Raw genomic sequence first — 24,899 nt, forward strand, 5'->3', positions numbered from 1 at the left:
CCCTGCCCGGGGTGGGTACCGCCTCCTCGATGCTCCTCGTGCCGACCGCCGAACCCGAGTCCGCCCTCCAGCTGCCCGACGTCACCTGGGAGGGCGCCACGATCGGCCTGCTCGTCCTGGTCGTGGGCGTGCTGGCGGGTCGCGTCCTGCGGGCGGTGGTCCGCCGGGTGCTGGGCTGGCGCGGGCGCTCCCCGAGCGCGAGCGCCCTCTTCGCCGACCTCACCGGCTGGGCCGTCTCGCTGCTCGCGCTGGTCGCGGCCGTCACGGTGGTGTTCCCGAGCGTGCGGCCGGTCAACGCGCTCGGCGGGATCGGGATCATCTCGATCGCCGCCGGCATCGCCTTCCAGACGGTGCTGGGCAACATGTTCGCCGGGATCGTCATCCTGGCCCGGGACAAGTTCCGCGTCGGCGACCAGATCGCCGTGGGGGACGTCGCGGGGACCGTGGTGGACATCTCGTTGACGGCCACCCGGATCAAGTCGTTCGACGGCCGGCTGCTGCTCGTCCCGAACTCGGTGCTCCACTCCGAGATCGTGTCGGTGCAGACCGGCTACGGACAGGTCCGGTCGACGGTCGCCCTGGACATCGACGACGCCGCCGACCTCGAGCTCGCGGTCCGCGTGGCGGAGGCCGCGATGGCCCGCGTGCCGGACGTCGTGGAGGACCCGGCACCCCAGGCGCTCCTGGCGGAGGTGGGCTCGGCGACGGTCCGGATGGACCTGCGGTTCTGGTCCGGCGCCCGCCAGATGGAGACGCGGGTCGCCCAGCACCGGGTCGTCCTCGCGGTGCTGGAGGACCTCGCCGAGGCCGGCGTCCGCACCGGTTCGGACGTGCTCGTGCTCGACGCCGCGCCCGGCCTGCGGTCCGCCCTCGAGGAGCGGGCGGGCCGGCGCGACGGCAGTTGAGGAGGCTTAGCAGCCGACGCCGGTGACGTCGCCGTCGGAGCGGCGCTCGCTCCCGCGACCGAGGTCGTAGGCCGAGCAGTAGTAGAAGCTCAGCAGCGGGTCGCGCTGCAGCCGGATTGCCCGACGGCCGTTGTCGGCCGTGGGCTCGAGGTAGCGGAAGGACCGCTTCAGCAGCGCCTGCGGGCCGCCGCGGTGCTTGAGGTAGCGGTCGAGCCACCGCTGCACGTAGACGCTGGTCAGCGCCTGGCCGTGCCGGCTGGCCGGGAGCACCAGCGGGATGTCGGTGTAGTCCAGGTGGGTCGAGGCGCGCGGCACGACCAGCATCGCGTCGTGCCGGCTCTTGGCCCAGCGGTCGTAGCCGGCCTGCCGCTCGCGCCTCGGGTCCGGGCCGTCCGGCGTGGGCGCGGGGACGAGGGAGGAGCCGGCGGCGAGGAGGTACGGCGCCACCGTGAAGCCGTACTCCGACTGCACCGCCAGCGCAGGCACCCGCGGCACCGTCTCGTTGACCGGCACCGACGGGATGGTGCCGCCGTCCTTGCCGGCGAACAGCTTGTCCAGCGCGACGACGGTCGCGACCCGCGGGTCGGTGCCCTGGACCTCCGAGACCGCCCGGGCCCCCATCGAGTGGCCGATGATCGCGAGCCGCGTGGTCCGGCCCGGCGTCGCCGTACGCCGGTCGGGGCTGCGGTCGAAGCGCCGCCAGAACGGGTTGAACCGGTCCGGGCTCGCGCCCGCCGACGCCGGGTTGGCGTAGGGCTTCGCGGGGGTCGAGACGAAGAAGTCGATGGCGTCCTCGGTGCCGACGACGAAGTTCGAGACCTGCTGGAACGGCACGCCTGGGCAGCCGAGCAGCTCCCGGTCCCGCGGCGGCGCGAAGGGGTTGCAGAACGGCAGCGCGTCCAGCTGCTCGCCCGGCACCGGCAGTGGCTCGTGGGGCAGCGTCTCGCTGCGGCCCTGGCCCTGCACGTCGTAGGTCAGCACGACGTACCCGCGCTCGGCGAGGTCCTGCGCCAGCCAGCGGTACATCCCCTCCGAACCCTGCACCGACCCCGGCGTGATCACGACGCCCGGGAACGGTCCGCGCAGCCGCGTGCCGGTGTAGGGGTCCTTGGCGCCCGGCAGCGGGCGGTACACCGTGCCGCGCAGCAGCGCGCCGTAGCGGTTCGTGAACGACACGTCGCGCATCCGCCCGCGGGTGCCGCCCCACCCGGCCCGCAGCGGGTTGCCGACGTTCCAGCCGGGCACGACCTGGCCGGCTGTCAGCGCGAGCCGGGTCGGGCTCGCGACCTGCGCGAGGAGCTGGGCCACCGACGTCGCGCTCGCCTGCTGCACCAGCGCCGGCAAGTACGCCGGGTCGCGCAGCTGCCCGCCCGGCCCGGTGATCCGGCCGTAGGCGTCGGCGATGTTCTGCAGGTCCCGCGCGACGTACGCCGGCGAGTGCACGACCGGCCCGTCGCCGCCGCGGTCCGCGGCACCCGGTGGCGCGGAGGCGACCGTCGCGCCCAGCAGCACGGTCGTCAGCAGGGCCAGGGCACGGGCGGTCCGGGTACGTCGCACGGCCGGACCAACGAGGGGTCTCGCGGCGGGTTACCGCCCGTCACACCAGGTGGTTGTCGTGGCGCGTGCAGAACGCGACGTACTCCTCCTGGCTGACCTCACGACCGGACGTGAACATCTCCACCAGGCCCTCGAAGTACGCCTCGCGGGGGGCGCCGGGGGTGAAGAGGATCAGCATCGACGCCGGCTCGCCGGACTCGTTGCGGAACGCGTGGACCGATCCCTCCGGCACGTGGCAGAAGTCCCCCGGCCCGGCGTCGGACCAGTCGCGTCCGTCGTGCAGGCGGACGGTCCCGGACAGCACGAAGAACGCCTCGGACATGGTGCGGTGGAAGTGCGGGGCGGGACCACCCGGCTGGGGACCCATGTCCCAGCGGTAGAGCCCGTAGCGCCCGTCGGTCGTGGCACCGGTCGCCAGGTAGTGGGCGAACCCGCCCAGGGTGTCGAGGTCAGCCGGCGCGTCGGACCGGCGGAGGCGGGCCGCGGCCTCGGGCACGTCCGCGACGTACAGCTCTGGAGGGTAGGTCGCCGGGGCGCGCCAGGGGTCCGGGTACGTCATGGTCTGACGCTAGGCCGTGGGAGCAGCTCGCGACAGGCCTGCCGCTCCGGATCCGGACCGTCGTCAGGAGGACGGCCAGGACCACCCGGCGTCGGCGACGAGACGGTGCAGGTCGGTACGTCGGTCCGCGTGGCGACGGTTGGCCGCGTCGAAGTCCGCCTCGGCGACCGTGGGCACGCCGGCGCGCCGCAAGGGGGTCAGCGACATCGGTGGCGGCGGCCCCCCGGCGCGGCTGCCGGAGCCCTGGCGCGCCGTGGCCACGAATCGCGCCACCGCGTACCGCAAGGGCTCGGTCGCGCTCCGGTCCGGACGCACCGACTCCTGCACCCCCTCGGCGAGGACCAGGAGCGCCTCGTCCAGCCGCGCGACCGCGAGCGGCGCGGCCAGGTGGGGCTGCGGCGAGTGGAAGTAGCGCAGCACGGGATAGGCCAGGTGCTGCTCCGCCGAGGCCGCCACCTCCGACCGCAGGTCGATCAGCTGCTGCTCGAACATCTGGCTGAACCCCTCGCCGGTCCAGCCGCGCTCGACGATCGCGGTGCTCGACCCCCCGAGGGCGTGGATGGAGACGGCCAGGGCACGGCGGGTGACGACCGCCGCGATGACGGAGATGAGGTAGGTGATCGCGAGCGTGACCAGGAACAGCCCGGAGAAGCTGGCGGCGGCCATGACGACACGCCACGAGCCGTCGGCGGAGACCACGTCACCGGTGCCGAGGGTGAAGACCGTCATCCCCGCGTAGTAGACGACGTCGCCCGGACCGACAGGTGCGCCGCTCTGCGAGTCCACGACGGCTCCGGACCCCGCGAACACCAGCGCCCATCCCGCCCACAGGACCGCGACCCACGCGAGCACCGTCGTGGTGAGCAGGACGGCACCGACCGCGGTCAGGAACGACCCTTCCTTCCCCGTGCGGTGCGCCGCCAGCGCGAGCCGCCAGCACCATGCGAGCAGGCGGGTCGTCAGCGGTCCGGCGCCGCTGGAGACCGAGAGGGTGGTCGCGAGCGCGTCGACGGCCACCGCAGCGACCAGCACGGCGCCGAGGACGATCAGCACGACGTCAGGCACGGGGCGCCGGTAGCCGACCGGAGGCGGCGCCATCCCCGCAGGACCGCGCCCGCCCGGAACGACCGAGCGGCTCGCGCCGCCGGCGGGAGCCCTCTGGTCGTGCGCCTGTAGCGATGTGAACCGCCAGACCTTCTGTTCGGTGACCAGGTGCTTGCCCCCGCACCCCCTCTCGGGCGCCTCCACCGTTCACCGCCGTCCTGCACCCCACGATGCGGCCGGGCGCGCTCCCGAAGCACACGACCCACGGGCGCGCGACCCCGAAATCGGGTATTCGCCGGCCGCCGCGCGCGTGCTGCACTGGGCTCCCGTTCCTCGTCCCCCGGAGGTCCTCATGCGTTCCCGTCTCCCTGCCCTGCTCCTCACGGCCGCGACCGCCCTCGCCCTGGTCGCACCCTCCGGCGCCGCCTCCGCGAGCACCGGTGGCACCGTCGACACCGCCAACCGCTACTCCGGCGTCGCCCTCATCGCGTTCTACGACGACGGCGTCCGCTACCGGTGCTCGGCCACGCTCGTCAGCCCGACCGTCCTGCTCACCGCCGCGCACTGCACCGACGGCGTGGAGGGGCTGACCGCGGTGACGTTCGAGCCTCTCGTCGACGACGCACCCCCGGCCGACCTGCCGGTCGCATCGGACCCGACCGCCGGGTACACCGCCGCCGACATCACCGCCGCGGGCTTCCTCCCCGGCGAGGGCGAGACCCACCCGGCGTACTCCGACTTCACCGACCTGGACAACTGGAACGACGTGGGCGTCGTCGTCCTGGACGAGCCGGTGACCGGCGTCGACATCACGCCCATCGCGACCGTGGGCACGCTGGACGCGATCCCGCGCCGCGACCTGCGCTCGACGCTGTTCCGCGCGGTCGGCTACGGCACCGAGGTCCGCAAGGCCGACTCCGGCCCGCAGACCCCCACACCGATGAGCTACCCGATCGTCCGACGCTACGTCGACATGCCCGGCCAGAAGCTCACCCCGCAGGTCCTGCAGACCAACGGCAACGAGAAGGACAACGCCGGCACCGGTGGCACGTGCTTCGGCGACTCCGGCGGCCCGCTGCTGCTCGACGGTGAGATCGTCGGCGTCACCAGCTACGGGTACACCTCGAACTGTCGCTACATCGACGGCTACCAGCGGGTCGACATCGCGGTGGTCCAGGACTGGCTGGCGCAGTTCGGGCTCTGACCGCACCGCTCCGCGGGGTCGTGTGCCCGACGACGTGTCCTGGCGAGTCCCGAAGCACACGACCCCGCGGCGCACGCCGCGACGCCGGTGCGGATCGTGACCTCGTCGAGCTCGGCGCGGAACTGGTCGTTGCTGGTGGAGGTGGCGTTCCTGCCGCCGATCCGCAGGGGCGCGGCGTTGGCGAGCACGCCGGCCGCGGCCAGGCCGCGGACGCGGACCACGCCGCCGGTCCCGTTGGAGTAGCCCTTCTGCACGACGTTCATCGTCCGCCGGCTCGCCTCGCGGGTCATGCGGACGTCGACGGACACCTCGAGGTCGCCTGCGCCGGGGTCGGGCGACGGGTCGTCGAGCACCTCGACGACGACTCGCCCGCAGGTCGGGCACGCGTACCGGCGGCGGTGGCCGATGCCGTCGGCACGGCGGCCGCCGCCGGCGGATCCGGAGACGGTGCCGCCCCGGCCGTGCCAGCGAGCGCGGCCAGCACCGCCACGCCGGCGGCGAAGTTCGGCGTACGTCGTCGGGCTCGTCGGCCGGGTCGGCGGCCTGCCATCGCTGCACCCTTCGCGCGGCCGACGGACCGCGCCGCAGCCGTCCCGACCCTCGTACGCGAGCGAGCCCCCACGTCCCTCGTTCGAGGTAACCGAGCAGCCCAGCGACCCCCGACGGCACGCGCAGGGAGGGCGACCGATCGACCCCGGTGAACGACGAAGCGGCCCCCACCGCCGGTGGGGGCCGCCTACGTCCTGCGCGCCTGTAGGGATTCGAACCCCAAACCTTCTGATCCGTAGTCAGAGTGACGCGCACTGGTCCCGGGCGGGGACGGGGTTGGTGGCGGGCATGGGAGTCACTGTCCGCGGGGTTGACGGTCCGTCAATCACCGCCCTGACCTGGGCCGACGCTGCGCTTCCGGATGCCCGGGCCGCCTCGGTCGCTCGCTGAAGCTCAGAGTGGCGTCGGCGGGTTGTGTGTCATGCCTGAGCTCGCTTGTGTGTATCTCGCCCCGGTTCGAGTTGTGCCCTAGTCCCTCGCGCAAGGCGTTTGCACGACTGCCAGACGCGCAAGTCCTCCTCCACGCTGCCGAAGCGATTCCGGGCCGAAGGAAGTACGACAAGGGTGTCGATACCTGCGCTGACGATGCTGCGCTCGGTTCCGGACATTCACGGAGAAGGCCCTGGCGCGTTGCCCGTCCCGGCCGCCTCGGATCCCGCCTCTTTCGCCGTCTTGGCGTCGGTGCGCCGCGCCCGCTCGCGGTGGACCTAGTCCTGCCTGGTCGGCTGCTCGGTCGTGCTGAACTCGCTCGCCCAACTCGCACCAGTGCCGCCTGGTAGCTCGACCGCTGAGAAGCGGCGTCTTCTACCCACTACACGGGCCGGTAAGGGGCTCCGGCTTCTCTGACCCGGTGACCTCTGCTTCGACTGAGCGAGACGACAGCCCGTAAGCATGTGCCGCGCCAGGCGACCGCTTCTGCCCCCGTAACCGACGCCAAACCGAGTGGGTTGGATTACCGGTGCCGTCCCGAGTTGTCGCCGCTCCGGCGCCTGACGTCCGCCGCGTGGCGTCGCCGAGAGCTGGGCAGCGCCATGAACATGGACTGCTCGCCAGGCTACGGCCTGAAGCCCGCCGCGACAGCTCGGTTGCGAAGGCCGTCAATAGGTCGCGTTGACGCTCAGTCTCGATCGACCGTAACTCTTCCAACTCTGCCCCTAGGCGTTCGAAGTAGTCCCGCGTGCAGTCCGCATAGGTACGTGAAAGCCTAGCCAATGAGGCCGCATTGCCGTCGCGGCTCATCGCCGTGTCGACCGCATCCAGGAAGGCAGCCGGCACATTTCGGCCGATTTCGAAGGAGGACCTGGCTCGCATACAACGGCGCATCGGGGCCGTCAACGAAAGGAGGTTCGCTGAACGCTGCACCGCGACGACCTCGCGTCGCGGAGCGCCCGGACCTTCCGCGATGCCCCGTCAACGCTCTGCATACGGTCGGGTTGATCGATGACTCCTCGCCTACGCCACCGCCGGCATCCACGTGAACCCGGTCATCGCAGCTGCTCTGGACGCCGGGACGCGTCCTTGAGAGTACGGGCAGTCAGCGAGTTGCCCGCGCTTCACGACGCGTCCTAGGCGGGCTGGCCGCCGTCGACACGGACGTTCCCATGGCGCTCGCCATGGAAGCCTTAGCTGGCTTCTTGGCAGTCGCTATCACCGCGGCGCGACGCTCCGTTGCCCGCCGGCCAGGTACCGAGGCGGCGTCTCACCCGCGCTCAAGTTCGTCAAACCGCTCGGCGCAAAGCATGGTCAGGCGCTGACGTGTGCTGCATACGGAGTCGCGCGGCCGCTGGCTTGATCAGGCACCTCAACGAACCGGACCCGAGGTGTTGCCTAGGGCGTCGCAGCTCCGCACCTTCGGGCGTGCGACATCACTTGATCCGCGTCCCCCGGTGTCAGAGCCAGTGACCAGAGGCCGCCCCTTATCCTTCACGGCAATGGGGCCATCACTCAGATTCCCCGGGCGGGCGCGGCTCTCGAGGTGTGCAACTTGGTAGCCCCAGATTCCGCCGAGCGGCCCCGGACTTCGTTCACCCCCTGGGCGCCGCTCGCGGACATTCGCGCTGCTCGTGCACAACTAGAGTCACACTCATGACCACCGACCTCGGCCATCCCACCGTCCTCGACCCTGCATCGGCTCGAGAGGTGCTGCTGGCAGCACCCCGCGGTTACTGCGCCGGCGTGGATCGAGCGGTCATCACGGTCGAAAAGGCGTTGGACCTCTACGGCCCTCCCGTCTACGTGCGCAAGCAGATCGTCCACAACACGCATGTGGTGGCCAATCTCGAGTCGCGGGGCGCGATTTTCGTGGAGGAGCTCCACGAGGTGCCCCAAGGCGAGACGGTCGTCTTCTCCGCCCACGGGGTCTCACCCGCCGTACACCTCGAAGCCGCTCAGCGGAGCCTGAAGACCATCGACGCCACCTGCCCGCTAGTGACCAAGGTGCACTACGAAGCCAGGCGCTTCGCCAGCGACGACTACGACATCTTGCTCATCGGGCACGCTGGGCATGAGGAAGTGGAGGGAACCGCCGGTGAGGCCCCCGACCACATTCAGCTCGTGCAAAGCCCCGACGACGTGGCCCACGTCGAGGTGCGAGATCCCGCCAAGGTGGCGTGGCTTTCACAGACCACACTGTCGGTGGACGAGACCCTCGAGATCGTCGCGGCCATCCGCAAGCGTTTCCCGTTGCTGACTGACCCGCCCAGTGACGACATCTGCTACGCCACCCAAAACCGTCAGCTCGCGGTCAAGGAGATCTCGCCGCCCGCCGATCTGGTGCTCGTGGTCGGGTCGCGTAACTCCTCCAATTCCGTCCGCCTCGTCGAGGTGGCGCTGGAGACCGGCGCCGGAGCGGCCTACCTCGTCGATGACCTCACTGAGATCGAGGAGGCTTGGCTCGATGGCGTCCGGTTGGTGTCTGTGACCTCCGGTGCCTCCGTCCCTGAGGACTTAGTCGAAGGCGTGCTCAAGTTCCTGGCCGAGCGAGGCTTTCCCAACGCACGTGCCGTTCACTCGGCCGAGGAGTCGCTAACGTTCGCGTTGCCGCCGGAACTCCGGCGCGACATGCACCTGGCCAGTCCGAGCTAAGCCGGCGGGGGCTCGTACTGGACCTCCACCCCCGCGGTTCGCAGCTGTGGGGGCCTGGTCGCGTAGCGGCGCAGGCTCCGCCCACGAAGCGGGCATAAGAACGCGCGGCGCCCATCCCATCCCGGTCATGCCGCCGTGTCGACGGTGTCGGCTACCGTGCCGTCGGGACAGCGCGACGTCGTCGCGCTCCGCTTCTACGAGCGCGGTCCGTGGCAGATGAGCCGCAGCGTCGTGCGTTGCTCACTGGCCAGGCCCGCGAACCCGGACAATCAGACCATCACTGACGCGGAATCAACCCCCCGCTGCTGAAGGTCAACGCCTGCCGACCTCCTACCAGGGCATACCCGAAAGGCGATCCCGTGCGCCTTCGAGGCGAACCTCGAATCCATTCCGCCATTGCGCCTCCGCACACGAGCGGTTGGTCTCGACGTCCAGGTCTCAGTGGAGTAGTTCCGGTCGATGCGGAGGCGCCAACCACCGACGTACAAGGGAGGTGCCCCTGCTAAGACCCTTGTTGAGGCAGCTGTGGCGGATTGCTCCGCTCGTTGTCCGACGACTACGCACGATCATCGTCGGGGCGCAGTTACCGGTCTAGGCAGTGAAGCGTGCCTCTGCGGCAGCGACCGAACCGTCACCACCCCGATGCGCGTCGTTCGCTCCGAGTGGACGACTCCGGGTCCGATACCGGTTGCGGGCCTCCGCCCGATCTTAGACAACTCAACCGCTCGACCGGTCACCAGCAAGCCACCTACGGCCCCTTGGACCGCCCACCCGCGTCGTCACTGAGCGTGCCAGAGCGCCTATGGGGGCGGCAGGAGCTGACTGGCCGCGTGCCCGGAACCCGTTTCAGACCGGTCGTCGGACGTCAGTTCGTCGGCGACGGACACGACGAGACCGCCGAGCATGAAGGCGGTGATCGCGGCCACGAGTGTGGGGGTGGCTAGGGACGGGATGAAGCGACGCATGCCGTCGGCGGGAGCAGAGCTCTGGTGGTACTCATGGGTGAGTGCATGACCCTTGCCGCGCTGAAGGAGGTAGCGATTCACTGGGTAGGCAGCGAAGAACGCCGCGGTCAGGGCGATCATCATGCCGATCCAGAAGATGCTGTTGACCAGCCCGGCGTCCATGGCGCCGGGGATCACCGCCATCACGAGATTGTCGACGAGTTCCATGGTGGCGATGGACAGGGTGTCTGCGGCTAGCACGACGCTGAGCGCGGCCCCCAGCCCCAGCCCGGTCTTCAGTAGCGGCAAGGTGGATAGGGCATAGCCAAAGAGGAATGCCAGGGTCACGGCCAACATGATGGTCCAGCCGTTGCTCAAGCCCACAGCTGTGCCGAGCATCAGGCCGAGGATTTCGCCGATGGCGCAACCGGTGAGGCAGTGCAAAGTGGCACTGACCGCCATCGTGTTTATGCCGCTCATGCCATGACCGCCATGACCGCCATGACCGCGGCCGATTGCGTCGTGCTCGTGCCCGCCGTGCGAGTTATCGGAACGGGCGCCGCGGGAGGCGTCCGCGCCTGACTCTGGGCCGTGCGCATGCTCGACGTCCGAGGGCTCACCGGACTGCGCGAACGTCGTGTCATCGGCGCCTAGCTGATCCAGTTGTTCGTGGCCCTGATGCCCGTGATGGCGCGGACGACCCGGATCGTGCTCAGTCATGACATTCCTTCCGTTGGTCGGGCGATAGGACGGGGCGGTCACCGGCAATCGCGCTTGAGCGACCCGCAGGAGCCGCTCGAGCGATGTAGCGGCCCGGTCGTCGGCACCGAGCTGGGATCGGTGAGGCGCGCGGCGGCGCACCGGAGTAGGCAGGCACCGGCCCATCGGAGAGCGCTGCGAGCGAGTGTGCGGCCGGAGAAGGCGGGAACGAGATCCATCGGCGGGAGCGATGACTGGCTAGGAACGAACGAGGCGAGCGATCGCATCGGCGGCCTCCTTGAGCCTGGCATCGGCGGTGGCGCCGCCTTCGGCTGCGGCGTCCATGACGCAGTGCCGCAGATGGTCATCGACCAAACCGAGGGCCACCGCCTCCAATGCCTTGGTGAGCGCGCTGACCTGAGTGAGGATGTCGACGCAGTAAACCTGTTCCTGCACCATTTGGTGGATGCCGCGAGCTTGGCCCTCGATGCGCTTGAGTCGAGCCAGGTAGCGCTCCTTGTCGGAGATGTAGCCGTGGTGGCTGTGTGCCGTGGCAGCGGTCTCGCCGGGTTTGGCGGAGTGGGCCGGGGTGAGAGACCCCAGAGCCGGAGGTCGCTCTGTAGACGCCTGAGATCCGGCGACGGTGCTCGTAACGGTCATGGCGGTCAGCTTTCGGTACGGATGGACGGGAGGTTCGGGTGGAGATACGCGGCTTGCCCGGTGACCCGCCAGACGTCGTGGCAGGTCACCGGGCTTGCGTGGTTGTGGACGGTTGTGTGTTCGGCGGCGTCTGCGTCAGGAAGCGGCAGCCGCGTCGGTGACTACGCCGTGTGACTTCTTCAGCACATGATCAGTTCGTCCTCCGGCCTGGTGTCAGGATCCGACCGGCTCGCTGGTACGGGCCTGAGTCGTCTGAGGGGTGGGGGCGGTCGGCGCGTCACCGGCGCCGCTCTTGAACGAGCGCAGGCGCAGGCTGTTGCCGACGACGAAGACGCTGGAGAATGCCATTGCTGCGCCGGCGAGCATGGGGTTGAGCAGGCCGAGTGCGGCGAGCGGGATCGCGGCGACGTTGTAGCCGAACGCCCAGAACAGGTTCGTCTTGATCGTGCCGAGCGTCTTGCGGGACAAGCGGATGGCGTCGGCGGCGCTGCGCAGATCTCCGCGGACCAGCGTGATGTCGGCGGCCTCGATCGCGACGTCGGTGCCGGTGCCCATCGCAAGGCCGAGGTCGGCCTTGGCGAGCGCGGCAGCGTCGTTGACGCCGTCACCGACCATTGCGACGGACTTGCCCTCGGCCTGCAGACGGGCCACGACGTCGACCTTGTCCTGAGGCATGACCTCGGCGATGACCTGGTCGATGCCGACCTCAGCGGCGATCTGTTCAGCGACAGTCTTGTTGTCGCCAGTGAGGAGCACCGGCGTGAGTCCGAGCGACCGCAGCTGGCCGATGGCGTCCTTGCTCGTGGGCTTCGCCTGGTCGGCGACCGTGATGATCCCGCGGGCGGCGCCGTCCCAGCCGACCGCGACGGCGGTCTTGCCCTGCGCTTCAGCTTCGGACTTGGCCCGGGCGAGGTCGACGTCGAGGTGCTGTGACCAGTCCGCGAGCAAGGATTCCCGGCCCACGAGGACGGCGTGACCCTCGACTATTCCCTGGACGCCCTTGCCCTCGACATTCACGAAGTCCTCGGGCACCGGGAGGCCTCCCACCTCGGCGTTCGCACCCTTCGCAATCGCCTGGGCGATCGGGTGCTCGGAGGCGTCCTCGAGCGCGCCAGCCAGCCGGAGCAGCTCCTCGCGCGAGACGCCGGGTGCGGTGACGACGTCGGCGAGGGTCATCTTGCCGGTGGTGACGGTGCCGGTCTTGTCGAGCACGATGGTGTCGACCTTGCGGGTGGACTCCAGCACCTCGGGGCCCTTGATGAGCACGCCCATCTGGGCGCCGCGGCCGGTGCCGACGAGCAGTGCGGTCGGCGTGGCCAGACCCAGCGCGCAGGGGCAGGCGATGATGAGCACAGCGACGGCGGCGGTGAAGGCGGCGGTGACCGGGAACCCGGCTCCCAGCCAGGCGGCGAGGGTGGCGACCGCGATCGCGATGACGATGGGGACGAAGATCCCGGACACCTGGTCGGCCAGGCGCTGGACCTGTGCCTTGCCGGACTGGGCGTCCTCGACCAGCTTCGCCATGTGCGCCAGCTGGGTGTCGGAGCCGACCCGGGTGGCGCGGACCACCAGGCGGCCGCCGGCGTTGACGGTGGCGCCGGTGACGGCGTCACCCTCGCCGACCTCGACCGGCACGGACTCACCGGTGAGCATGGAGGCATCGACGGCCGACGTGCCGGAGACGATGACGCCGTCGGTGGCGATCTTCTCGCCGGGACGGACGACGAACTCGTCGCCGACGGCGAGCTCGCCGATGGGGATGCGGGTCTCCACCCCGCCGCGCAGCACCGCGACGTCCTTGGCGCCCAGCTCGAGCAGGGCGCGGAGAGCGGCTCCTGCCTGCCGCTTGGACCGCTTCTCGAAGTAGCGGCCTGCGAGCAGGAACATGGTCACGCCGGCCGCGACCTCGAGGTAGATGTTCGCGGCGCCGTCGGTGGGGGCCACTGTCAGCTCGAAGGGGTGCGTCATGCCGGACGTCCCGGCGGTGCCGAGGAAGAGCGCGTACAGCGACCACAGCAGGGCCGAGAGCGTGCCCAGGGACACGAGGGTGTCCATGGTCGCGGCGCCGTGACGCAGGTTGGTCCAGGCGGCCTTGTGGAAGGGCCAGGCGGCCCAGAGGACGACCGGGGCGGCCAGCGTCAGCGAGGCCCACTGCCAGTAGTCGAACTGGAACGCGGGGACCATCGCCAGCACGATGACGGGCACGGCGAGAGACACCGACCCGATGACGCGGTTGCGCAACGTCATCAGTTCGATGTCGGGCCGCTCCTCGCCGTCGGCGGGCGCTTCGTCCGCGTCGGCCTTGCGGGGCAGGGCGGCGGTGTAGCCGGCCTTGGAGACCTCGGCGATCAGTGCGTCGGTGTCCATCCCGTCGGGGGCCTGGATCTGAGCCTTCTCGGTCGCGTAGTTGACCGTCGCGGTGACGCCGTCGAGCTTGTTGAGCTTCTTCTCGATCCGCATCGCGCAGGAGGCGCAGGTCATCCCGCCGATCTCAAGCTCAATGCCGTGACCCGCGGTCTGGGCCGGGGATGCAGTCATGGTTTCCTCCCTCGCTGATGCGAAGTCATTGGGGTTAGTGGCCGTGGCCGGCGTCCGACTGGCCGTCGGTTCCAGCGTGGTCGGTGTCGGAAGCGGAGTCGTCGTGTCGAGCTGCGGCGCTCGAGCCGGGCGCGGCGTCGACGACGAACGGAGCGGAGAGCACCTCGCCATCGATCTGGAAGTCGAAGTAGAGGAAGTACCGGCCAGGGGTCGGGGCCTCGGCCATGAACCCCACGTCAGGTCCGGAGAGCTCTCCGTCGGTGGGCTCGTCGCCCTCGGGGTGGACGTGCAGGTAAGCGAGATCGCCTTCGCGCAGGGCAACCAGGTGTCCGAAGGCACCGAGGTAAGGCTCCAGGCTGGTGACCGGCTCGCCGTCCTTGGTGACCGTCAGCGTCAGGTCGGTGGCCTGGCCCGCGGTCAGCTCGCCGCCCAGAGTCACGGTGTACCCCTTCACCGTCGCGGTGGCGGACGGGGACGCGACCACTGGCTCGAGCTCACCGGCCACCTCGACGGTGCGGGTCAGAGTGATCGTGGCTCCCTCCCCTGCGGCGGGGACGAAGTCGGCGTAGATGCGGTAGGTGCCGGCCGCCGCCCATTCCCACGGCAGTGACCAGGTGCCGTCGGACGCCATCCTCGGGTGGACGTGGCGGAACTGCGCGCCGTCGGTGCGGACCACGATGAGGTGAAGGTCCTTGTCGTGCTGGGTGGCGTACTCGGTGACCGGGTCACCGGTCCCGTCCAGGACCTGGAACGAAAGCGTGCCGGCTTCGGCGCCCCGCCCGGGCGCGGTCACCGGGGCGAGCAGGTAGTCGCCCTGGGCGCTGGTGACGCCGGGGACCGCGTGCTGTGTCGCAGCTGTGGGTGCGGCGCTGCCGTGACCGCTGGTGCCGGAGCTCATCTCGTGCCCTTCTGATCCGTGTGACTGTGCTTCTCGGGTCCAGCTGGTGACGACGCTCTGCGGGACGGCGGCGTCGGCAGCGACGTAGGCACCGCCGAAGACCACCACCAGCCCAGCGCCGTAAACGCCCAGTCGGGTTGCGGTGTTCACGAAGCTCGCACCGCCTGGTAGCCGGCTTCCTCGACGGCCGCAATGACGGCTGCGTCCTCGATCGGGTCGGTGGAGGTGACGACCAGCTTTCCGGTGGCCGCACTGACGTCGATGTCCTGCACGCCAGGCAGCGTCTCGACCTCCTCGCGGATCGACATCTCGCAGTGGCCGCACGTCATGCCGGTGACCTGGTATTCGCTGATGCTCATCATTGGCTCCTTCACGACAACTCAATGCTCGGGCGTACCCCTAGCGGGTACCGGTACGGGAACACTATACCCCCCTTAGGTATTCCGCAAGCGCCCCCCTCGCTCGAAGACCGGTCGCTCCCCGCAGGTCGCGGCGTGCACCCTGATGCGCCCGGCCCGCCCCACGCCAAGGGATATGACGCCCTTGTGGCCGCGCCGAGGGCACAACCGCTCCGGTCTTGCTGTCAGACCGAGCTGACTAGTCGCGGCAGGGGCGCAAGGAAGCTCGCTGGCCGCGGCAGGGCCACGGCAGCCGAGACCGCATACGAGGACGTGGCCCAGCCTCAGAGGCAGGGCGAGGTACGGCCGCCGGAGACACTGTCGTCGACCGAGTCCACGAGTCTCCCGCATCGGGCCGGGCAATCAGGCGTGTTTGAGGGTGGCAAGCTCACGCATGCTGATTGCTGCGGTCTCGATCTGGAATGTGCAGTGATGCACGGCTACCTCGAAATGCTCCGCGACGCATCGCTTGATCCGCTCGAGCACCTCGGCCGCGTGCCCGTCCGTGAAGCACACCTCGTCGACGACGACGTGCGCGGTGAGCGTCGGCAACCCGGTTGCAACCATCGAAGCATGCAGATCATGGACGTCACGAACGTGCTCCTGGGACAGGATGTGTTCACGCACGGCCTCAAGATCCAAACCGGGCGGGGTGAACTCCATCAGCACTCTGAGGGTCTCGCGCATCAAGATGACCGCTCGCGGAACAATCAGTGCCGTGATGAACAGGCCGGCGATGGTGTCGGCCCGGTCGAAACCCGTAGTCGCGATGACGATCGCTGCCACGATGACGCCGACCGATCCGAGCGCGTCGTTGAGAACTTCAAGGAACGCAGCCCGCATGTTGAAGTTGGCCGAGCGGGCAGAGGTCAGAATTGCTATCGCCAGCAGGTTTGCTGCCAGACCGGCGATTCCGAAGGCCAGTAGATGATGGCCGGACACATCGGGCGGGTCGAAGAGACGTTGTACTCCCTCAATCGCGGTGTACATGCCTACGCCGAGCAACAGAGTGGCCTGGCCGAGGGCGGCGATGACTTCGATCCGGCGGAACCCCCACGTTCGCCGACTGTCGGCCGGGCGGAGCATCAACGTGGCTGCGACGAGTGCAACGAGGAGTCCGGTTCCATCCGTAAGAGCGTGAGCGGTGTCGGTAAGCAGGGCCAGACTTCCGGTCAACACAGCTCCCGCGGCCTGCGCGACCACAATCAGTGTTGTGACTGCGAAAGCCATCCACAGCCTGCCGCGGAAGTCCGCGGCGGGTTGCGACCCATGGTCGTGGTGACCGTGATTGTGACCTGCTCCCACGTCCTCTACCTCAGTTCTCTACTTATCCGTTGGATGTGCTGTCTGCGGCCGACGCGCCGCCGCACCTCGGACAGCGCCTCGGAGGCGGGAGTGGGACGAGCTGTTCGTGGCGTGACGACACACACGAGATGAGGCTGCAGCGCGGGAGCAGTCGATCTCGGTGTCGTGTTCGCCGGCCGCTGCAAGCACCACGTCGCGGAGGGCGACGTCGCCGATGCTGTGCAAACGACACCGGAGCCGGCGCTCACGGGCTGGCGCGCTTCACCTGGTGGCCGGGTTGAGCGTGGCTATGGTGCGTAGCGGCAAGCGCCCCGCACGATGTTGCGTCGGTCAACCCGGCCTGCGACGCCGGTTGCGTCGCCTGTGAGTCAGTCGAGCAGGCTTACCATGTGGGCGATCTCCGACTGCTGGTTCGCCACAATGGCTTCAGCGAGCGCGACCGCGTCGGGGTACCGACCGAGCCGCTGCTCGGCCTCCGCCATCTTTAGCGCGCCCTTGTGATGCTCGATCATCATCGCGAGCCACATGTCCTCGAACTCTGCGTCCGGTGCTTGCTTCAAGGCGGTCATGTCTTCTGACGACATCATCCCCGCCATGCCGTCCATGTCGTCCATGCCGTCCATGCCATGCGGAGACTGCTCTCCAGGCGTGTCGTGACCGGTGTCTGCGTGGTCCATCGAGGTATCCGGAATCTGCTCGCCCCAAGCCTCGAGCCAGCCAGTCATAACCTCGACCTCCGGCACCTGAGCGTCCTTGATGTTCGCGGCGAGCTCCTCGACCGCCGGGGACAGGTCACGACCTTCGGTCATCTCTGCCATCTCTACAGCCTGGGCGTGATGCGGGATCATCTGGGTTGCGAAGTCGACGTCGGCGCTGTTGAACTCCGCATCGGTCGATGATTCCTGGGTCGAGATTCCACCCCCGTTGCTCTTCGCGTCGTCCGCCTCGTCGCCGCATGCGGCCAGCGTGGCTGTCAACACCAGAGCGACAGCACCGGCGCCAAGGAGGCGACGCGAGGACCGGTGCCTCGAGCGGCCGCACAGGGTTATTCCGAAGGGGTTCTCCGTCGGAAGGAAGCTCCGAACGCTGAGGCGCATTTGTTCTCCTGGGGTCTTGGTTGTCGGGTTGCAGCGCGGACCCGTCGGCTGTTCTGACTGTCGCTGGCGGCGTCGGCGGTCGAGCGCGGAAGCACGAGGACACGCCTTCGGACCGGCAGATCTGTTTTGGGTTCGGGCACCGGCCGGGCCCGAGAGGCCCGGCCGGGTCCGCCGCTGCGCGGAGCGCCCGGCATCAGAGAGGTGTGCCGACTCGCCACTACGCCGGGCCTCCTCAGGCCGGCTCGCGGGTCAGGCGACGCGGTAGCCGACGGCGTTGATGGCCGAGGTGACTCGCGTACGGAGGGCCTCACTGTTGGCGTCAGAGCCGGCCGTGACGGTCAGCTTGCCGGTGGCCAGGTCGACGTCAAGGTCGACGACGCCCTTGAGTCCTTCGACAGCGCCGATGACCTTGCCTGCGCAGCTGCCGCAGGTCATGCCTTCGACGGCGAAGTCGAGAGTCTCGGGGGTCGAATTGGTGCCGGTCGTGCTCATGTGTTGCTTTCCTCTCGGAGGGCGACTCGTGTCGCATGGGTGGGTTTGTATGGCGCTCTCGGCAGGACGTGACGTCTGTGCGGACGCCGCGCGCGTCGCCGTTGCTGCGCCGCGTCGGGATTACCGACGGGCGTGGGCGGAACTCAGACCTGCGCGATCTGGCCTGTTCGGTTCAGTTCGTTGAACGGGGGGCGCGGAGGGTGGCGGCTGCAATGAGCGCGCCAGCCGCGGCGATGATGGCCGCACCGATGAATGCTGCGGAGTAGCCGTCGGTGAGGGCCGAGGGGTCGCCAAGCTTGTCGGCGCCGTTGAGGGCGGCGACGGCGGTCATCACGGCCAGGCCGAGAGCAGAGCCGACCTGATAGCTGGTGTTCACGATGCCGGATGCCAGTCCGCCTTCTTCGGGACGGGCCGCAGAGATCGCGGTGCCAAGAGTCGGGATGAATGCAAGTGACATTCCAAGCGCGGCAAGCAGAGATGCGGGCAGAACATCGACGGCGTAGGACCCGGCCGGATTGATGAACGAAAGCCACACGAGACCCGCGGCAAGCAAGACGAGACCGCCGACGGTCGCACCCTTCAGACCGAACACGGCCATGACCTTGGGGGCGAGGACGATCATGCCGAGCATGATGAGTGCAGTCATCGGGAGCAGAGCCGCGCCGGAGGGGAAGGCGGTGTAACCCAGAACCTGCTGCAGGTACAGGTTGAGGAAGAACCACATCGGGATCCACGCGGCTCCGAGCAGGACCTGCGCGATGTTGGCGGCCGCGAGGTTGGGCGCGCGGAAGATGCCGAGGCGAACCAGCGGGTCGCGACCCTTGGCCTGAAGCCCGACGAAGATCGCGAGCAGTACGACTGCCGCGATGAGCACGCCCCACGTCTGACCGGCGTCCCAGCCCACCTCGGGCGCCTTCACGACCGCGTAGACCGCAGCAGCGAGGCCGCCGGTGACGGTGATCGCGCCGAGGAGGTCGATTCGGGACCTCGCTGCGGGCCCGCCGGCGGGCATGGTGCCCGGCACGAGGGCCAGGATGATGAGCGCGATCGGGACGTTGATGAAGAAGACCCACGGCCAGGACACGTACTCGGTGATGACGCCGCCGAGGAAGACGCCAGCGGTACCGCCGGCCGGCGCCGCAGCGCCGTAGAGGGCAAGGGCCTTCGTGAGCTCCTGGGGAGTCGACCCGAAAAGCATGAAGAGCAGCGTCAGGGCTGCCGGTGCGATCAGGGCCGAGCCCGCGCCCTGCAGTGCACGACCTGCCAACTCAGCTTCGACGTTGGTCGCCAGGCCTGCCAGGAGCGAACCGGCAAGCAGAACGACCCATCCGATCGAGAAGATCTTCCGCGCGCCGAAGACGTCGGACAGCTTGCCGCCGAGCAGAAGCAGGCCGCCGAAAGCGATCACGTACGCGTTGAAGACCCACGACAGGTTCTCGGGCGCGAACCCGAGGTCTGCCTGCATCTTCGGCAATGCCACGCCGATGATCGAGGTGTCCATGATGACCATGAACTGGGCGCCGGCGATCACGCCGAGACCGAGCCAGCGACGTGAGGTTGCTGGCGGAGTTGTGGTTGTCATTTTCGAGCTCCATTGACCATGATCCGGCGCTTGCCGGATACCGTAGACGGGTACGGTACGCACAACATTGCGATGCTTGCAAGTACTCCCCCGGGGTACCTTCCGATCGCCAGAGTGTCGGTGCTCACAGAGCCAAGGACCGGCAGGGGTCGCGAGTCGTCTCTGGCATCAATCGCCCGGCGAGAGCACGCGCGTTCCGATAGCGCTCCGACCCGGCGTAGCCCGACCTACCGCAGAAGCGGGTGCACCATGGTCGGGCGCTACCCGACCTTGGCGATCGCTTCGTTGAGGCAGCTCGACAGCGAGGAAGGGTATGGCTCCACTTCCCGCGAGAGCGCGCTCATTCCCGTCGTCCGCGGTGCCTGTTGTACCTGGCGCGGTGATGCACCGTTCGATGCCGAGCCGCCTACTCGACCCCGCTCGCAGCGCCATCGAACTGGCTTGTGATCGAAACCGGCGCACCCAGGCTGTCGATAGACAACAGCGTTGCGCTGGATGCGGTGATCATGGCTGACATGCCCGATGTGACTGCCCAAGCGCGGATCCGGGCGGGGTCGAGCCGCTTGCGGGCGTCAGGCGGCGTTGTCGGCACGTATGGCCTCGGCTCGGCACGACCAGGATCACGACTGTTGCCGTTGCGGGGACGATTGTCGCGGCCGTCGTCGTCGCGGATCGCCGGACTTACCTAGAGACACGCTGCCCACACCTAAGGGGGTGCGGCGGTCCACTAGGCCGGGTCGCGGCGGACTGGCGCGCGGGGACTGTCAACGGCCCGAATCGCAGCGGTCTGCGGGCTCGCCGAGGGAAGAGGTCGACGTCGGCGGCTCGTACTGCCCACTTGCCGCCATCAGCACAGTGTGACCGTCGCCTGCGGACCCCGGGCCTGTCTTGAGCGAGAGTGACTAGGCGAGGGCGCTCGCGTAGCTCGCGGAGATCCGGGCTAGGCACGTCCGTGCAGGTTTCCCCATCCCGCGGCCAGTTCCGAGCTGGCCGGGCGTCACCTATGCCAGGGCGCAGGACCGGGATTGGCCAGACCTCAGGACCGCACCAGACGCGCGATGGCGTCGCTGGCTTCCTTCAGTTTCATGTCCGCCTCGACGCCGCCGGCCTTAGCCGCGTCCAGCACGCAGTGGCTCAAGTGCTCGTCCATAAGCGCGATGGCTACCGACTGGAGCGCGCGCGTCATCGCGGAGACCTGGGTGAGGATGTCGATGCAGTACTTCTCCTCCTCCACCATCCGCTGCAAGCCACGAGCTTGGCCCTCGATCCGCCGCAGCCTCTTGAGGTGCGCTTCCCGGTTGTCGATGTAGCCGTGCCGATGACCGTCATCAGATTCCGTTGCCGCGACGGTGGCCCCGTCCGCGCCTCGCCCTGCCGTGCTGTCCATGCGTCCTCCCGACTGCTGCGCACAGCATACCCCCCGTCGGTAGGACTCGGACTCGTTTGACCGTTGTGCGCAGGACGGACACGACTCCCTAGCCATGCCGCCGCACTCGGAAACCCGACTCTGCACCTGACATCCCCCAGGGTGGGGCCGCACCGATTCGCTCCGCTGTCAATGCCTGTGACGTCCCGCTTCTCGGCGTCAGTGGCCCCAGGCGGCGCTGGAATCAGGCGGCCGACCTAGGCCGGCCCGAAGCGTCCTCCGCCGAGGGAACTGCGGAGGGCGCTAACGCACCTGGACTGGCCAGAGGCACGGCCTGCAGAACATACGCCGCCAGCATCGCCGCCGGAACGAGGAGGGCAGCGCTTGTAGCGATGGCCACTTCCAATCCGAACTCGGCTTGGATGAGTCCAGAACCCAGGTACAGCAACCCGGCGAGGCCACTTCCCCCGCCGAACACCAGCCCGGCAGCCGCGGTAGGAGCGGAGGGCGCCGCGGCCTGGGCCGCAACGATCGTGAGGGGCTGACTGATGTAAGACAGAAATCCCATCAACGAACCAGCGACCAACAGTGGCGCACCCAGCGGTGCGTACAACACCGAGACCAGGGCGGCGCCGGTCGCGACCAGGGATACTCCCCCAGTTGCCGGATACCCGAACCGCGGCGCCAAGAACCCGCCAACGACTGCGCCAAGACCGGCTGACACAGCAAACGTCGCGACCGTCCAACCCAGGAACGGCGAGTCAGATGCAACGTCGTGATGATCCACGAGCCACAGCGGGATGGTGCTGGTAAAGCTGAGGAAGCTCAAGGCAGTCAGAGCCGTCACTGCCGTAAGAGCGATCGTTTGACGGTTGAGCGCCCCCCGATCGAGAATCCGCAGCGCCCTGCCCGTTCCATGAGGTTCGTACTCGGGCAGGACCCACCACAAGATGCCGGCGAGCAGTAACCCCGGGACCATCAACCACGCAGTTCCTGCGGGGCCGTAGTTCACCAGGACCATCAGGATCACTATCGGCCCGAGAGCGAAACCAACCATCCCGCCGGCCGTGAAGACGCCGACCGCCAAGGCTGGGTTCTTGCTCGAGGGTCCTCCGACGATGCTGGTTGAAATGGGGTGAAAAGCAGCCGACCCGAGGCCCCCAAGTGTCAACAGCATGAACAAAACACCAAATGACGCCGCCGAGCCCACCAGACTGAGCGTGACCGCCGCAATCGCGACTCCCGCGGCGGCGAACTTCCGAAGGCCGAAGGTGTCCGCCATGGCCCCAAGGGTGGGCTGGGTTGCCGACGAGCTGACCGTGAAGATGGTCACCAGCAATGCGAGTGCAGTGGGCCCGAGGTCCAGCCGGTCCCGCATCGTTGGCAATAACGGCCCGAGGATGGCGGTGAGCGAATCATTGGCTGCATGCACCAAGGCAAGCAGTGCCGCGACCTGTCCGGGCTTGAGTCGACTCGCCCGGGTCACCACATGCGGCATGGGTCACTTCCTGTACAGACGATGAACTGCGAATAGAACGCACAGGACAACAGCGAGACGGCGTTACTCGCCTGCAGGAACCTGCGCAGGTCACGCTCGAACGCGTCAGCCCGCCAAGAGACTGGCCATCCGAGTTGTGAAGTCTCGAGGCGCGCGGATCCCGGCTGACCGCAAGATGACGTCGCCCCTACTGAAGACCAGAAGCGTTGGAAACCCAACGATCTGGAACCGATCAGCCACGCAGGGGAGTTCCGAGGCATCGACTCTTGCGGTATCAACGGCCCAACCAAGTTGACGCCACGCGATCTGCAAGACGTGGCGGTAAGACCGGCAGTGGCCGCACTGGTGATCCTCGAACGCAACGACGATGGGGCGGTCGCCGGTGGCGATGGCCTGATCGAAGGACGCTTCACTCTCGATCTCTGACCACGGCTGGCGACCCACGCACGGGCGCACGGGATCCGCCTGATCAATGAGGTCGCGGAGCGGTTCGGGCCCGGTGCTTGCGTCGAAACTCAGGCTGCCCATCTCTTTCCTCCCTGGTGGTGTGGTCCTGCGCTGCTCGTTGTGACGCCGGGACTCCGAGGCAGCGGGCCCGCGCAACCTCCCCGCGACCCGCGTTGTGTGGAGCTGAGCCCGGAGCCACCGGCCGGCCACTCGCGCGGGGAGAGCAGCGGGACATCGACGGAGACCGGCTACGCAACGACCCCGAACATTCGCGATCGGACCCTCAGGCGCCTGCGACATCGAGCGAGCCGCAAGCGGGACGACGGTCAAGTCGTCGAGACCTAACGAGCCGTATGCGGCGTGCTTGCAGTCCAAGGGCGACGAGCTGCTCCCGCTACTCGCTCCCGGATAGGGACCCCCTTCGATTACCCCGGCGCGGTACTTGCACGGTTACACCATACCCCCGTACGGTAGGCCCCCACGCGTCAGGTCTGCCTGTCGCAACCAAAGGAGGAACTTTGCGCGTCAGCGTCGATCTCGCCCGCTGCGACCGGAATGGGTTGTGCGTCATGGCGGCGCCGGAGGTCTTTCAACTCGATTCCGGGGGGCTGCGCTTCATCGAGGAACCGGACGAGGAACTACGGCCAGATGTCGAGGATGCGGTCGCCAGCTGCCCAGCCGGCGCCATCGCCCTCCTCGACATCACTACTCCCCCGGCCAGCGCCAGCGGCCATGCCTGACCGCCAAGCCGGGGTCGGCGGCCAAGGGCAGCGCATCGTGGTGGTCGGCGCTTCACTAGCGGGCATCCGCACCGCAGAGGCGCTTCGGTCGGCCGGGTACGCCGGGCGACTCACGATCATTGGCGAGGAACCCCACAGCCCTTACGACCGGCCGCCCCTCACAAAGGGGTTCCTTACCTCTGCCGACGGCCACAACACATTCCCCGCCCTCACTCGCGCACAACCCGACGTGCATTGGCTTCTCGAGAAGCGCGCCGAGCAGCTCGACTTGGACTCCCGTCGAGTACTCCTACACACGGGCGAATCCATCCCGTTCGATGGCCTCGTCATCGCAACCGGGTCAGCGGCGCGAACGCTCACAAGCGCAGGTCGCCCCGATTCGCGTCCACCAACTGCAAACGGTGTCCACCTGGTCCGCACATTGGACGACGCAATCGCCCTACGCGAAGCGTTGCGCCGCGGGCCGCGCCGGGTAGCTGTTGTAGGAGCGGGCTTCATCGGCACCGAGGTCGCAGCGTCGGTCCGGTCGCTAGGCCTCGCGGTCACACTCATCGGCCCAGACGAAGCGCCGCTCGCGCGAGCGGTCGGTACCCAGGTCGCAGACCACGTCGCAAGACTCCACCGCACCAACGGCGTAGACCTTCGCATGGGTGTGCCGGTCGAGGAACTCGAGACGGTCTGCGGCACGGTTGCCGCAGTGCGACTAGCCGACGGTGTGGCCATTGATGCAGACCTGGTAGTGCTAGGTCTGGGAACGACGCCATGCACCGACTGGCTCAGCGGCTCGGGACTCTTACTCCAAGACGGTGTGAGGGCAGACCGTTGGCTGAGGGCGCTCTGGAACGACGGCACGCCCGTGTCTGGTGTTGTCGCAGCCGGAGACGTCGTGCGCTGGCCGCATCGCCTCTACGACGACAGCCTCGTGAGGGTCGAGCATTGGAGCAACGCCGCCCTTCAAGCGCCCATCGCAGCCCGCACCCTTCTAAATGAGCTTGCGGGACGTTCGCACGCACCCGCGGACGCATGCGCCATCGTCCCCACGTTCTGGTCCGACCAGTACGACTCGAAACTGCTGTCGGTCGGCCTGCCGCACCTGGGGACCACCCAGACCCTGCTGGACGGCGACGCCCCGTCGGGCCGCCTAGTCGTCGGCTTCGGGCGAGGGATGCAGATGGTCGGCGCCGTCGCTGTCGACCAGCCGGGCCCCCTAGCCACATGGAAGCGCCACATCACACGCGGCGGCCCCTGGCCACCTGCGATTCAGCGCCCCGAGGACACCCGGCGTGATCACGCCGCAACGCAGTAGCCCAGACCGCACGACCTAAGGAGCCGC

21 protein-coding genes and 1 tRNA gene are annotated in these 24,899 nt (G+C 68.7%); 5 read left to right on the forward strand and 17 right to left on the reverse strand.

Going from position 1 to position 24,899, the window contains the following annotated elements:
* Positions 1-11: 11 nt before the first annotated feature.
* Complete coding sequence (locus H7344_RS03470) at positions 12-905, forward strand: mechanosensitive ion channel family protein (RefSeq protein WP_222130240.1); 894 nt, start codon at positions 12-14, stop codon at positions 903-905.
* Between the two features lie 6 nt (positions 906-911).
* Here the strand turns inward: H7344_RS03470 and H7344_RS03475 are convergent, their stop codons facing one another.
* The 3 genes from H7344_RS03475 to H7344_RS03485 form a co-directional block, all read right to left on the reverse strand.
* Entirely contained in the window at positions 912-2,462 is a 1,551-nt protein-coding gene (locus H7344_RS03475; protein ID WP_229706987.1) for an alpha/beta fold hydrolase, read from the reverse strand.
* 40 nt (positions 2,463-2,502) lie between these two features.
* Positions 2,503-3,021: a cupin domain-containing protein gene (locus tag H7344_RS03480; RefSeq protein ID WP_186344653.1), complete on the reverse strand. Its 519-nt coding sequence runs from the start codon at positions 3,019-3,021 to the stop codon at positions 2,503-2,505.
* Positions 3,022-3,084: 63 nt separating this feature from the next.
* Positions 3,085-4,086: a two pore domain potassium channel family protein gene (locus tag H7344_RS03485; protein ID WP_186344654.1), complete on the reverse strand. Its 1,002-nt coding sequence runs from the start codon at positions 4,084-4,086 to the stop codon at positions 3,085-3,087.
* Positions 4,087-4,417: 331 nt separating this feature from the next.
* Here H7344_RS03485 and H7344_RS03490 point away from each other — a divergent pair, with 331 nt between their 5' ends.
* Entirely contained in the window at positions 4,418-5,269 is an 852-nt protein-coding gene (locus H7344_RS03490; protein WP_186344655.1) for a S1 family peptidase, read from the forward strand.
* On the opposite strand, the gene H7344_RS03495 is transcribed toward H7344_RS03490, so the two are convergent.
* Together H7344_RS03495 and H7344_RS03500 are read right to left on the reverse strand one after the other, a co-directional pair.
* The gene (locus tag H7344_RS03495) at positions 5,212-5,622 is read right to left on the reverse strand and encodes a hypothetical protein (protein ID WP_186344656.1); all 411 of its coding nucleotides are present in this window, start codon (positions 5,620-5,622) and stop codon (positions 5,212-5,214) included. The two genes, H7344_RS03490 and H7344_RS03495, sit on opposite strands and share 58 nt — an antisense overlap.
* A 393-nt stretch (positions 5,623-6,015) precedes the next feature.
* Positions 6,016-6,085 (reverse strand) — tRNA-Ser (locus H7344_RS03500).
* Between the two features lie 1,818 nt (positions 6,086-7,903).
* On the opposite strand from H7344_RS03500, the gene H7344_RS03505 reads away from it, so the two are divergent.
* Positions 7,904-8,902, forward strand: a complete 999-nt coding sequence (locus tag H7344_RS03505; protein WP_186344657.1) for a 4-hydroxy-3-methylbut-2-enyl diphosphate reductase — start codon at positions 7,904-7,906, stop codon at positions 8,900-8,902.
* 800 nt (positions 8,903-9,702) lie between these two features.
* Here H7344_RS03505 and H7344_RS03510 read toward each other — a convergent pair.
* The 12 genes from H7344_RS03510 to H7344_RS21355 form a co-directional block, all read right to left on the reverse strand.
* Positions 9,703-10,566: a DUF4396 domain-containing protein gene (locus H7344_RS03510; RefSeq protein ID WP_229706988.1), complete on the reverse strand. Its 864-nt coding sequence runs from the start codon at positions 10,564-10,566 to the stop codon at positions 9,703-9,705.
* A 237-nt stretch (positions 10,567-10,803) separates the two neighbouring features.
* Positions 10,804-11,205: a metal-sensitive transcriptional regulator gene (locus tag H7344_RS03515; RefSeq protein WP_186344658.1), complete on the reverse strand. Its 402-nt coding sequence runs from the start codon at positions 11,203-11,205 to the stop codon at positions 10,804-10,806.
* Positions 11,206-11,418: 213 nt separating this feature from the next.
* Positions 11,419-13,743 carry a heavy metal translocating P-type ATPase gene (locus H7344_RS03520; RefSeq protein WP_186344659.1) on the reverse strand — a complete coding sequence of 775 codons (2,325 nt, stop codon included), beginning with the start codon at positions 13,741-13,743 and terminating at the stop codon, positions 11,419-11,421.
* A 34-nt stretch (positions 13,744-13,777) separates the two neighbouring features.
* Complete coding sequence (locus H7344_RS03525; protein WP_222130241.1) at positions 13,778-14,641, reverse strand: heavy-metal-associated domain-containing protein; 864 nt, start codon at positions 14,639-14,641, stop codon at positions 13,778-13,780.
* Positions 14,642-14,787: 146 nt separating this feature from the next.
* Positions 14,788-15,000 (reverse strand): heavy-metal-associated domain-containing protein, encoded by a 213-nt coding sequence (locus H7344_RS03530; protein ID WP_186344661.1) that lies wholly within the window; start codon positions 14,998-15,000, stop codon positions 14,788-14,790.
* Positions 15,001-15,402: 402 nt separating this feature from the next.
* Complete coding sequence (locus H7344_RS03535; RefSeq protein ID WP_186344662.1) at positions 15,403-16,269, reverse strand: cation diffusion facilitator family transporter; 867 nt, start codon at positions 16,267-16,269, stop codon at positions 15,403-15,405.
* 443 nt (positions 16,270-16,712) lie between these two features.
* Positions 16,713-17,324 carry a DUF305 domain-containing protein gene (locus tag H7344_RS03540; RefSeq protein WP_229706989.1) on the reverse strand — a complete coding sequence of 204 codons (612 nt, stop codon included), beginning with the start codon at positions 17,322-17,324 and terminating at the stop codon, positions 16,713-16,715.
* A gap of 366 nt (positions 17,325-17,690) precedes the next feature.
* Positions 17,691-17,933, reverse strand: a complete 243-nt coding sequence (locus tag H7344_RS03545) for a heavy-metal-associated domain-containing protein (RefSeq protein ID WP_186344664.1) — start codon at positions 17,931-17,933, stop codon at positions 17,691-17,693.
* A gap of 172 nt (positions 17,934-18,105) precedes the next feature.
* Positions 18,106-19,464 carry an MFS transporter gene (locus tag H7344_RS03550; protein ID WP_229706990.1) on the reverse strand — a complete coding sequence of 453 codons (1,359 nt, stop codon included), beginning with the start codon at positions 19,462-19,464 and terminating at the stop codon, positions 18,106-18,108.
* Between the two features lie 1,087 nt (positions 19,465-20,551).
* Entirely contained in the window at positions 20,552-20,902 is a 351-nt protein-coding gene (locus H7344_RS03555) for a metal-sensitive transcriptional regulator (RefSeq protein ID WP_186344666.1), read from the reverse strand.
* A 223-nt stretch (positions 20,903-21,125) separates the two neighbouring features.
* The gene (locus H7344_RS03560) at positions 21,126-22,379 is read right to left on the reverse strand and encodes an MFS transporter (protein ID WP_186344667.1); all 1,254 of its coding nucleotides are present in this window, start codon (positions 22,377-22,379) and stop codon (positions 21,126-21,128) included.
* Positions 22,380-22,484: 105 nt separating this feature from the next.
* Entirely contained in the window at positions 22,485-22,748 is a 264-nt protein-coding gene (locus tag H7344_RS21355) for a thioredoxin family protein (protein ID WP_373286518.1), read from the reverse strand.
* 596 nt (positions 22,749-23,344) lie between these two features.
* Here H7344_RS21355 and H7344_RS20410 point away from each other — a divergent pair.
* Positions 23,345-23,566, forward strand: coding sequence for a ferredoxin (locus tag H7344_RS20410; RefSeq protein WP_186344669.1), 222 nt, complete (start codon positions 23,345-23,347; stop codon positions 23,564-23,566).
* A 37-nt stretch (positions 23,567-23,603) separates the two neighbouring features.
* Positions 23,604-24,872, forward strand: coding sequence for an NAD(P)/FAD-dependent oxidoreductase (locus tag H7344_RS03575; RefSeq protein ID WP_222130243.1), 1,269 nt, complete (start codon positions 23,604-23,606; stop codon positions 24,870-24,872).
* Positions 24,873-24,899 lie beyond the last annotated feature (27 nt).

This window comes from Nocardioides deserti, assembly GCF_014266025.1.
In the GTDB taxonomy this organism is placed as follows: domain Bacteria; phylum Actinomycetota; class Actinomycetes; order Propionibacteriales; family Nocardioidaceae; genus Nocardioides; species Nocardioides deserti.

What these genes read in the sequence shown, in the direction of transcription:
- H7344_RS03480 (WP_186344653.1), bottom strand. Translation starts at nt 3,021, where the DNA reads ATGACGTACCCGGACCCCTGGCGCGCCCCGGCGACCTACCCTCCAGAG.
- H7344_RS03490 (WP_186344655.1), top strand. Translation starts at nt 4,418, where the DNA reads ATGCGTTCCCGTCTCCCTGCCCTGCTCCTCACGGCCGCGACCGCCCTC.
- H7344_RS03505 (WP_186344657.1), top strand. Translation starts at nt 7,904, where the DNA reads ATGACCACCGACCTCGGCCATCCCACCGTCCTCGACCCTGCATCGGCT.
- H7344_RS03510 (WP_229706988.1), bottom strand. Translation starts at nt 10,566, where the DNA reads ATGACTGAGCACGATCCGGGTCGTCCGCGCCATCACGGGCATCAGGGC.
- H7344_RS03515 (WP_186344658.1), bottom strand. Translation starts at nt 11,205, where the DNA reads ATGACCGTTACGAGCACCGTCGCCGGATCTCAGGCGTCTACAGAGCGA.
- H7344_RS03520 (WP_186344659.1), bottom strand. Translation starts at nt 13,743, where the DNA reads ATGACTGCATCCCCGGCCCAGACCGCGGGTCACGGCATTGAGCTTGAG.
- H7344_RS03525 (WP_222130241.1), bottom strand. Translation starts at nt 14,641, where the DNA reads ATGAGCTCCGGCACCAGCGGTCACGGCAGCGCCGCACCCACAGCTGCG.
- H7344_RS03530 (WP_186344661.1), bottom strand. Translation starts at nt 15,000, where the DNA reads ATGAGCATCAGCGAATACCAGGTCACCGGCATGACGTGCGGCCACTGC.
- H7344_RS03535 (WP_186344662.1), bottom strand. Translation starts at nt 16,269, where the DNA reads ATGGCTTTCGCAGTCACAACACTGATTGTGGTCGCGCAGGCCGCGGGA.
- H7344_RS03545 (WP_186344664.1), bottom strand. Translation starts at nt 17,933, where the DNA reads ATGAGCACGACCGGCACCAATTCGACCCCCGAGACTCTCGACTTCGCC.
- H7344_RS03555 (WP_186344666.1), bottom strand. Translation starts at nt 20,902, where the DNA reads ATGGACAGCACGGCAGGGCGAGGCGCGGACGGGGCCACCGTCGCGGCA.
- H7344_RS03560 (WP_186344667.1), bottom strand. Translation starts at nt 22,379, where the DNA reads ATGCCGCATGTGGTGACCCGGGCGAGTCGACTCAAGCCCGGACAGGTC.